8 protein-coding genes and 1 pseudogene are annotated in these 9,232 nt (G+C 73.2%); 5 read left to right on the top strand and 4 right to left on the bottom strand.

Translation table 11 applies throughout. The features are described 5' to 3' along the window. Positions 1–42 precede the first annotated feature (42 nt). Genes hppD through AC0B61_RS32100 form a run of 3 tightly spaced genes read left to right on the top strand, consistent with a single transcriptional unit; the run spans position 43 to position 3,579 of the window. Positions 43–1,125 carry a 4-hydroxyphenylpyruvate dioxygenase gene (hppD, locus tag AC0B61_RS32090; RefSeq protein WP_471745209.1) on the top strand — a complete coding sequence of 361 codons (1,083 nt, stop codon included), beginning with the start codon at positions 43–45 and terminating at the stop codon, positions 1,123–1,125. Next, positions 1,122–2,240, top strand: coding sequence for an alpha-hydroxy acid oxidase (locus AC0B61_RS32095; protein WP_471745211.1), 1,119 nt, complete (start codon positions 1,122–1,124; stop codon positions 2,238–2,240). Before hppD ends, AC0B61_RS32095 begins: the two co-directional genes overlap by 4 nt. Next, positions 2,233–3,579, top strand: a complete 1,347-nt coding sequence (locus AC0B61_RS32100; protein ID WP_471745213.1) for an aminotransferase-like domain-containing protein — start codon at positions 2,233–2,235, stop codon at positions 3,577–3,579. Before AC0B61_RS32095 ends, AC0B61_RS32100 begins: the two co-directional genes overlap by 8 nt. Positions 3,580–3,627: 48 nt before the next feature. Here AC0B61_RS32100 and AC0B61_RS32105 read toward each other — a convergent pair whose 3' ends face one another. The 3 genes from AC0B61_RS32105 to AC0B61_RS32115 form a co-directional block, all read right to left on the bottom strand. Further along, positions 3,628–4,386: an endonuclease/exonuclease/phosphatase family protein gene (locus AC0B61_RS32105; protein ID WP_471745215.1), complete on the bottom strand. Its 759-nt coding sequence runs from the start codon at positions 4,384–4,386 to the stop codon at positions 3,628–3,630. A gap of 543 nt (positions 4,387–4,929) precedes the next feature. Continuing rightward, positions 4,930–5,343: an ATP-binding cassette domain-containing protein gene (locus AC0B61_RS32110; RefSeq protein ID WP_471745217.1), complete on the bottom strand. Its 414-nt coding sequence runs from the start codon at positions 5,341–5,343 to the stop codon at positions 4,930–4,932. Between the two features lie 76 nt (positions 5,344–5,419). Further along, the gene (locus tag AC0B61_RS32115; RefSeq protein WP_471745219.1) at positions 5,420–5,998 is read right to left on the bottom strand and encodes a hypothetical protein; all 579 of its coding nucleotides are present in this window, start codon (positions 5,996–5,998) and stop codon (positions 5,420–5,422) included. Between the two features lie 146 nt (positions 5,999–6,144). On the opposite strand from AC0B61_RS32115, the gene AC0B61_RS32120 reads away from it, so the two are divergent. Further along, positions 6,145–7,422: a sensor histidine kinase gene (locus tag AC0B61_RS32120; RefSeq protein WP_471745221.1), complete on the top strand. Its 1,278-nt coding sequence runs from the start codon at positions 6,145–6,147 to the stop codon at positions 7,420–7,422. Between the two features lie 256 nt (positions 7,423–7,678). Next, on the top strand, positions 7,679–9,046 hold the full coding sequence (locus AC0B61_RS32125) for an alpha/beta hydrolase (RefSeq protein ID WP_471745227.1): 1,368 nt from the start codon (positions 7,679–7,681) through the stop codon (positions 9,044–9,046). On the opposite strand, the pseudogene AC0B61_RS32130 reads toward AC0B61_RS32125, so the two are convergent. After that, positions 8,997–9,137 (bottom strand): annotated as a pseudogene (locus tag AC0B61_RS32130) (ATP-binding protein); the annotation flags it as partial. The gene AC0B61_RS32125 and the pseudogene AC0B61_RS32130 sit on opposite strands and share 50 nt — an antisense overlap. Positions 9,138–9,232: the final 95 nt, after the last annotated feature.

The following is a 9,232-nucleotide window of genomic DNA, read 5'->3' on the forward strand; positions in this document are numbered from 1 at the left end:
GCAGTCCCGCCGACCATCCCCCACCCGAAGGAGACCAGCAGCGTGACGGCACACCCGGACAACGCCCCGAACGACCTGTCCGTCGACCATGTGGAGCTGTACGTCGAGGACCTCGACGCCACCGCACGGCGCTTCGCCGAGGCGTACGGGTTCGCCGCGTACGCCCGTTCCGAGCAGCCGGGCGACGCGAGCTCCGTCGCCGTCGGCCGGGACCGCATACGCCTGCTGCTCACCCAGGCCCGGGCGGAGGACCACCCCGCGGCCGACTACACCCGACGGCACGGGGACGGCGTCGCCGACATCGCCCTGAGCACCGCCGACGCGGCGGCGGCCTTCACCGGGGCCGTCCGGCGCGGGGCCCGGCCGCTGGCCGCGCCCGCCGAGGCGGACGGCGTGGTGACGGCCGCCGTGGCCGGCTTCGGCGACGTCCGGCACACCTTCGTCCAGCGCCGCGAGGGAACCGACCCGCGGCGGCTGCCCGGCTTCACCCCCGTACGCCGGGCCGAGCCCGTGCCGGACGGCGAGGTCGCCGTGGACACCGGCCTGCTCGACGTCGACCACTTCGCGGTGTGCGTCGAGGCCGGCCGGCTCCGCTCCACCGTCGAGTTCTACGAGCAGGTCCTGGGCCTGCGGAACACCTTCACCGAGAGGATCGTCGTCGGCGCCCAGGCGATGGACTCGGAAGTGGTGCAGTCCCCGGCCGGCGGCCTCACGCTCACCCTCATCGAGCCCGACACCAGCCGGGAGCCCGGCCAGATCGACCACTTCATCAAGAACCACGGCGGCTCCGGCGTCCAGCACATCGCGTTCCGCACCGACGACGCCGTGCGGTCCGTCCGCACGATGGGCGAGCGGGGCGTCGAATTCCTGTCGACCCCGCCCGCCTACTACCGGATGCTCGCCGACCGCCTGCGCCCGGCCCGGCACACCGTGCAGCAGCTCGCCGCGCTCGGCATCCTCGTCGACGAGGACCACGAGGGCCAGCTCCTCCAGATCTTCACCCGGACGGCACACCCGCGGCGGACGCTGTTCTTCGAGGTCATCGAGCGGATCGGGGCCACGACCTTCGGCAGCGGCAACATCAAGGCCCTGTACGAAGCGGTGGAAGCGGAGCGGCTCGGGTGACGGCCATCGACGACCGCCCGGCCGCAATAGCCGCGGTGGACCTGGACGGCATCCGGGCCGCCGCCCGCTCGGTGCTCGATCCCGCGGTCCGGGACTTCGTCGACGGCGGCAGCGGCACCGAGTCCACGCTCGCCGCGAACCGCGCCGCCTTCGCCGAACTCGCCCTCGTGCCACGTATGTTGACCGGCGCCACGGCGGCGGACACCGCCGAGCGGCTGGTCGGGACCGCGGCGGCCCTGCCGGTCGCCGTCGCCCCCATGGCCTACCAGCGCCTGCTGCACGACGAGGGCGAACCCGCCGCCGCCCGCGCCGCCCGGGCCCGCGGCGTCCCCTACGTCATCAGCACGCTCAGCAGCCACCCCCTGGAAGCCGTCGCCGCCACCGGCGCCGACACGTGGTTCCAGCTCTACTGCCTGCGCGATCCGGCCAAGAACGACGAGTTGGTCGCCCGGGCCGAGGCCGCGGGCTGCCGGGCCCTGATGGTCACCGTGGACGTGCCGCTGATGGGCCGCCGGCTGCGGGACGTGCGCAACGGCTTCGCGCTGCCACCGCACGTCCGGGCCGCCAACCTCGACACCGGACCCGGCAGCGAGGCCCACCGCGGGACCGCCGGCACCTCGGCGCTCGCCGTGCACACCAGCGCCGCCTTCGCGCCCGCCCTCTCCTGGCCGGACCTGGAACGGCTGCGCCGCCGGACCCCGCTGCCCCTGGTGGTCAAGGGCCTGCTCGACCCGCGCGACGCCCGCATCGCCGCCGACCTGGGCGCCGCCGCCGTCGTCGTCTCCAGCCACGGCGGCCGCCAGCTGGACGGCGCACGGGCCAGCCTGAGCGCCCTGCCGGAGGTGGTGGCCGCGGTGTCCGGCGACTGCGAGGTGCTGCTGGACAGCGGGGTCCGCACCGGCACCGACGTCCTCAAGGCGCTCGCCCTCGGGGCCCGCGGCGTGCTGCTCGGCCGTCCCGTGCTGTGGGGCCTGGCGGCGGGCGGCGAGGCCGGGGTCGGCCGCGTGCTCGACCTGCTGCACACCGAACTGGCCGAGGCGATGACGCTGGCCGGCTGCGCCGACCTCGCGGCGGCGCGGCTCCTTCGCACCGAGAGGCTGGCAACCCGTGCCTGACACACCGCTCGCAGACCTGACGACCGCCGACCCGACCACCACTGACCCGGGCGCCGTCGACCTGACCACGGCCGACCTGCACGGCTCGCTGGAGGATCCGGCCCTCACCTCGATGAACTTCCTCAACGAGGTGACCTCGCGCTTCCCGAACGCGCTGTCCTTCGCCCCCGGCCGCCCGGTCGAGAGCTTCTTCGACCTCGACTCGGTGCACCACCGGCTGCGCACCTTCAGCCGCCACCTCGCCGAGGAGCGCGGACTGTCGGACGAGGAGGTCCGCCGGATCCTGTGCCAGTACGGCCGGACCAAGGGCATCGTCCACGAGCTGATCGCCCGGCACCTCGCGCGTGACCAGGGCCTGCGGGTCGACCCCGAGGCCGTCGTGGTCACCGTCGGCTGCCAGGAGGCGATGTTCCTGGTCCTGCGCGCGCTGCGGGCGACCGAGCGGGACGTCCTGCTCTCGGTCTCGCCCATGTACGTCGGCCTCACCGGCGCCGCGCGGCTGGTCGACCTGCCGGTCCTGCCGGTCGCCGCCGGGCCGACCGGGATCGACCTCGACGACCTGACGGCGACGATCCGCGCGGCCCGGGCCCAGAACCTGCGCCCCCGGGCGTGCTACGTGATGCCCGACTTCGCCAACCCCTCGGGCCTCAGCATCGACCTCGGCCGACGGCGGGAACTGCTGGCGCTGGCCGAGCGCGAGTCCATCCTGCTGCTGGAGGACAACCCGTACGGGGTGTTCCACGGCGGCGACGGGACACCTCCCACCCTCAAGGCGTTGGACACCGGACGCCGGGTGGTCCACCTCGGCTCCTTCGCCAAGACGGTGCTGCCGGGCGCCCGGGTCGGCTACGCCGTGGCGGACCAGCGCGTCGCGACCGCCGACGGCGGGTCAGGACTGTTCGCCGACCAGCTCTCCAAGATCAAGAGCATGGTGACGGTGAACACCTCGCCGATCGCCCAGGCGGTGGTCGGCGGCGCCCTGCTCGAACACGACTTCAGCCTGGAACGGGCCAACGCCCGGGAGCGGGGGATCTACCGCGACAACCTCGACCGGGTCCTGGCCGGACTCCGCAGCCGCTTCGGCGGGCACCCGGGCATCAGCTGGTCCGTGCCGACCGGCGGCTTCTTCGTCTGCGTGACCGTCCCGTTCACGGTCGACGACGCGCTGCTGGAGCACTCGGCGCGTCGGCACGGCGTGCTGTGGACCCCGATGAGCCACTTCTACAGCGCCGCCGGCGGTACCGACTCCCTTCGGCTGTCCGTGAGTTCACTCAGCGGCCGGGCGATCGACGAGGGCCTGGACCGGCTCGCCGCGCTCTTCGCCGAGCAGGGCTGCTGACTCCCTCCGGGGGGCGGTGCGTCGCCGCACCGCCCCCCCCGGGCCGCGTCAGGCCGTGACCAACAGCCGCGCCAGCACCGGCAGATGGTCCGAGGCCGCCGGATCCTCGGTGACCGGACCGATCCGCACCGGCCGAACCCCCGGGCCGGCGAAGACGTAGTCGATGCACTCCTCGGGCGCGTCGGCCGGGAAGGTCGCCACCCGGCCGCCGGCGAACACCGACCAGGAATCGGTGAAAGCGGCCCGGACGGCGGCTATCTCCGGTGTTTCCGGGGCGGCATTGAAGTCACCGAGGAGAATCGCCGGGGCGGCGTCCCCGATCAGCTCGACGACTTCCGCCACCTGTCGGGTGCGATCGGTCTCCGAGAACAGCTCGAGGTGGGCGACGAAGACCTGGATCGGAATTCCACGGAAGTCGATCTCGGCCTGGAGCAGGCCCCGCTGTTCCTCGCCGGGGGACCGGAAGAGGTGGGTGTTCCGCCAGCGGGTGATCGGATGGCGGGACAGCACCGCCGTGCCGTACTGCATCCGTGGCGCGCCCGGGGTCGGCGCGGCCAGGTCGAGGTTCACCCCGTACGCCAGGTGGTAGCCGAGGAGCTTCGCCAACTCCGTTGCCTGGTCGGCCCATTCGCTGCGCCCGTCGAAGTGCCGGTCCACCTCCTGGAGCCCGACCACGTCGGCGCCGCCGGCCCGGATCACCCGGGCGATCCGCTCGAGGTCGAGGACGCCGTCGACCCCCTCGCCGTGGTGGATGTTGAACGACATGACGTCGATGGCCGGTGCGGTGGCATCCAGTGGACGATTCACGTGAACTCCCTTTCCGTCGCGGGCGGATCCGCTTTTCGGCACGTTGGTCCGGAAGCCCATTGAATCCGACCGGCATCGGGAGCGCTCCGAATTATCCTCGTAGCGAAAAGGGCGGGGGATTCCGGGGCTCGGCGAACCGGGAATCCGACGATGCGTCGGGTCTTCGTCATGGTCTCGGCGTTGCCGTGGTCGCCCACCAGCAGCACCCGGCGTCCGGCGCGGCGGCCGTCACGCGGTGGTGTCGAGCTTCACCGTGGGGCTGACCCGCCAGTCCGGGACGCCTTCGTCCGTCGCGGACGCGGGGTAGCCGGCCGAGCGCAGCCGTCGTGCGGCCCCGCGAGCGAACGCTCCGGCTCGGAGCCGAAGGCGAGGCCGCCGACCGTCCCGGCCCAGTGCGGCGGCCTCGGGGTTTCACACGGCAGGTGACTGCTTTCACTGAATGAGTGGTGTGCATCGTGAAGTGGCAGGTCACGGGCCTGGTGTGCGTCGGCGTTGGGATACTCACGCTGGTTGTGGGCGGGTGACTTCGGTGAAGATCGTCGGTCAGCGGGCGACACTGGCCCGGCGCTCTGTGCCGGCCGCAAAGCGGGCGAGGCGGATGTTCGCGGTCACGTCCAGGTGCGAGAGCAGGTTGCCGCTCTGCAGCAGCACCCCGATGCGGCGGGCCCGCAGGCGGGCGCGTTCGCTCTCCGGGCGGTGGCTGACGCGCTCTCCCGCGACCAGGACCGTTCCGCCGTCGGGTTCCTCCAGCCCGGCTAGGCACGCCAGCAGCGTCGACTTCCCGGAGCCAGAGGGCCCGACCACCGCGATGACCTCGCCCGGCCGTACCCGCAGGCTGACCCCGCGCAGGGCCAGGGTCTCCTCCTCGCCCGCCCGGAAGAACCGGTACAGCTCCCGGGCCTCCAGCGCATACGCCGCATCCGGCACGGCGTTCGGCTCCGGCCAAGGGGTGGCCATCACTGCCACCGGAAGGAGTCGGTGACGGTGCGCCACGGGTCCTTGTTGTCCGCGGCGACCGGTCCGCAGAGCGTGATCACGACCTGCCGGCCGTCCTTGAAGAACGTGTAGCGCTCGCACGCGTCCCGCACGACTTGCCGGTCACCGGATCGGGCGCCGAGTCTCCCTGGTAGGTGACCAGGACGGCGGTGCCCGCGGGCCGCGCGACCTCGGAGACGGTGCCCGCGGCGAACTGCGGCACCTGCTTCTGCAGGGCGGGCAGCACCTCGGCCCTCGCCTGCTGGACGGACGGCGCGGTCGTGGCCGCACCCGCGGTGATCTCGATCCGGTTCAACTTGTCACCGAAGGCCACCATGGTGCCGTTGTCGGTGCGCCCCCACCCCTCCGGCACCTTGAGCGTGAACCCGCCCTGCGCGGGCGCGTAGGCGACGCAGGCCTGGCTGTCGGGGATGTCCCCGGCCGGATTGGACTCCGTCGCGCCGGGCGCCGGCTGTGTTGACGCCGCCGGTGGGCTGGTTCCCGTGGCCGGCTGCGACACGGAACCGCCCGGCGTGCCCGTTGGCGGGGAGCTGCCCGAGCCACCGGAACAGCCCGCCACCAGCGCGGCCACGGCGGCCGCGGCGGCGACGGCTCCTGCCATTCTCTTCCTGGACATCGGATCCTCCGCACCTCGGCGACACCACCGACGCTAGACAGGCCCCGGCAAACGCCGGCTCCGACGACGGTTAGACGACGGCAAAACCCGCCACCACCCCGGCGCCGTCCCCGTCCCGCCCCGGGCACGGCGGCGATGATGGCGCCATGAGACACCGGGTGGTCCGCGTGGCCGTCATCGCCGTGAGCGTGGCCCTGCTCCTGCTCGCGCTGCCGCTCGCCGCCGCGAACCGGCTCGTGCTCGTCAACGACGAGCGAAGCGAACTCCAGCGCCAGGCCCTGGCCGCGGCCGTCCGGGTCGGCCCCGACTCCGCAGCCGGCGACCCGGTCGAGCTGCCCGCCCCCGAACCCGGCACACGACTGGGCCTGTACGACCGCACGCTGCACCTGAGCACCGGAACCGGTCCCGCGGACGCGGACCCCGCCACCCGCACAGCCGCCGCCGGCACCGTCGTCCAGGCCACCCACGGCGGTGAACTCGTCGCCGCCGTGCCCGTCGCCGTCGGCGAACAGACCATCGGCGTCGTGCGGGCCTCCGCCCCCACCGGCCAGGTCTGGAAGCGCGTCGCCCTCGCGTGGCTGGTCCTGCTGGCCGCCGCCCTCACCGCGTTGACGTGCGCCGTCCTGCTCGCCCGCCGCCAGGCCCGGGCACTGAGCACACCCCTGGAAGCACTCTCCGCCCAGGCCCGGGCCGTCGCCGACGGCGACCTCGCCGCCCGGGCCGAGGCCTGCGGCATCCCCGAGATCGACCAGGTCGCCCACACACAGAACACCATGGTCACCCGCCTCGCGAACCTGCTGCGCCACGAACGCGGATTCACCGCCAACGCCTCCCACCAGCTGCGCACCGCGCTCACCGGCCTTCAGCTCGGCCTGGAGGCGGCCGTGGCCAACCCGCGCGCGGATCAGACCCGTGCCGTGGAGCAGGCCCTGGAGCGCTCCCGGCACCTGCAGACCACCATCGACGAGGTCCTGCGCCTGTCGAAGCCTGACCCCGCCGGCACCACGCCCGCCACGCAGGCGGCGGCCGACCTCCTGGCCGCCCTCGAGAGGCGCTGGCACGGTGTTCTCGCCCAGGAGGGGCGCCTCCTGCGCGTGACCACGGCCCCGGAGGCGCGGGATGCGTCACTCCCGGGCCCGACCGTCGCGCAGATCCTCGACATCCTCCTCGACAACGCCCGCCGGCACGGTCTCGGCACCATCGATGTCACTTTGCGGGAGCTCGGCGGCGCCATCGCTGTCGACGTCGCCGACGAAGGACACCTCGTCCTCGATGCCCGCACGGCATTCGACCGGGGCACCACCACCGGAGGCGGCCAGGGCATCGGCCTGGCCCTGGCCCGCGACCTCGCCGAGTCCGCCGGCGGCCGGCTCCGAGCCACCGGCACGGCTCCGACCGTCTTCACCCTGCTCCTACCCGCCTGACCGCACGAGCCGGCCAACCCTGCCGCTGCCTGGAGCGCGCACCGCCGCCGGGCGACGGCACCGGGTGAAGGAAGGCGCCCGATGGAGGGAGCCGACGTCGGTGGACAGACTGGAGGAGGGGCCCCGAACGGTGGTGACGCGACCTGTGGGACTGACCAGTCACAAGCTTCTGGCACTGTGCGCCGTGCTGGCGGTGCTGTCGGTACTCGGAACGCTGTGGATCTGGCCACGGCTGGCGTACCGCAGCTGGCCCGCGATGTTCGGCCGGCTCGCCACCATCGTGTCCACCCAGGTCCTGCTGCTGTGCACGCTCGGACTGCTGGCCAACGACTACTTCGTGTTCTACAGCAGCTGGGGCGACCTCCTGGGCCACAACAGCGGGTCGGCCACCATCCAGGGCACCGGCCCGTCTCCCGGCACCGCGGCCAGTACGAGTGCGGCCGGCGTGCAGCTGCTCGGGCGCGAGCAGGTCCCCGCGACCGGCGGCCTGGGCCAGGACCCGGCACAGGTCGGCAGACTCGACCGGGTGCGCATCCCGGGCGGCTCCACCGGGCTGTCCACCGACGGGTACGTCTACCTTCCGCCGCAGTACTTCCAGGAGCCGTTCAAGGACCAGCACTTCCCTGCCGTCGTCGTCATGACGGGATTCCCCGGCGATGCGAAGAATCTGATCACCAAGCTCCGCTACCCGGCGACCGAGCTCCAACTGATCAGGAGCGGCGCCATGCAGCCCACCATCCAGGTGCTGATGCGGCCCTCGCCTTCGATGCCCCAGGACAGCGAGTGCGAGGACATCCCCGGCGGCCCGCAGGCCCAGACGTACTTCACCACGGACGTCCCGCGGGACATCAGAGCGTCCTACCGGATCCTCACCGGCGGCGGCAGCCTCGGTGTGATGGGCGACTCCACCGGCGGGTACTGCGCGCTCAAGCTCGCCATGGAGCACCCGGACGTGTTCGCCGCCGCCGTGTCGCTGTCCGGCTACTTCAAAGCGGCCGAGGACTTCACCACCGGCGACCTGTTCGCGGGCAGCCAGCAGCGCCGCGACCAGGCAGACCTCAACTGGAGACTCGCACACCTGCCCGCACCCCCGGTCTCCGTCCTGCTCGCCGACAGTAAGGAGGACGGCAGCACCTACGCCGACTCGCGGGCGTTCGCCGCCGCCGCACGCCCGCCGATGACCGCCACCCAGGTGACCGTCGACGCCGGGGGACACAACTTCACCACCTGGGTCCGTCTGCTGCCCCCGTCCCTCAGCTGGCTCAGTACCCACCTCTCCGCCTCCGCACGGCCGGGCGCTTCGCCCTCGGCCGCACCCCTTCCTCCCCCGCGTCAGGCGCCTGCAGGCCAAGCGCCACAGCCCGGCTCTCCCTCAACGCCGGCGGCCGGCCTGGGTGGAGCCGGCCGGCAGCGGCATCGGCGTCGAACGCGGCCGGCCATCGCCGGCCGGACACCGGGGTTCCGTCCGTCCCCGGTGCGGCGTGGTGCACGTGGCTCCGGCGGACGCAGGACGTCCTCGGGGCCGGTCTGCCGGGTCAGGGCCTGCTCTCCGGCGCCGACCCACGGGGGCCGGCGGGGAGGCGGGTGCGGAAGGTGCAGCCGTCGGCGATGTCCTCGACGGTGAGGGTGCCGCCGTGGAGGGCAGCGATGTCGCGGGCGATGGACAGACCGAGGCCGGTGCCGCCGTCGTCACGGCTGCGAGCGTCGTCGAGCCGCTAGATGACTGATGCCAAGGGCTCGCCGCCGCGCATGACATGAAGCGAGGGAGTCCAAAGATCGGTTGTGACGCCTGATCTGGACTCCCTCGCGA

It is taken from the genome of Kitasatospora sp. NPDC023385 (genome assembly GCF_055664045.1).

Coding starts and splice junctions, on each gene's coding strand:
- AC0B61_RS32110 (WP_471745217.1), bottom strand. CDS start 5,343: ATGGCCACCCCTTGGCCGGAGCCGAACGCCGTGCCGGATGCGGCGTAT.
- AC0B61_RS32115 (WP_471745219.1), bottom strand. CDS start 5,998: ATGTCCAGGAAGAGAATGGCAGGAGCCGTCGCCGCCGCGGCCGCCGTG.
- AC0B61_RS32120 (WP_471745221.1), top strand. CDS start 6,145: ATGAGACACCGGGTGGTCCGCGTGGCCGTCATCGCCGTGAGCGTGGCC.
- AC0B61_RS32125 (WP_471745227.1), top strand. CDS start 7,679: ATGTTCGGCCGGCTCGCCACCATCGTGTCCACCCAGGTCCTGCTGCTG.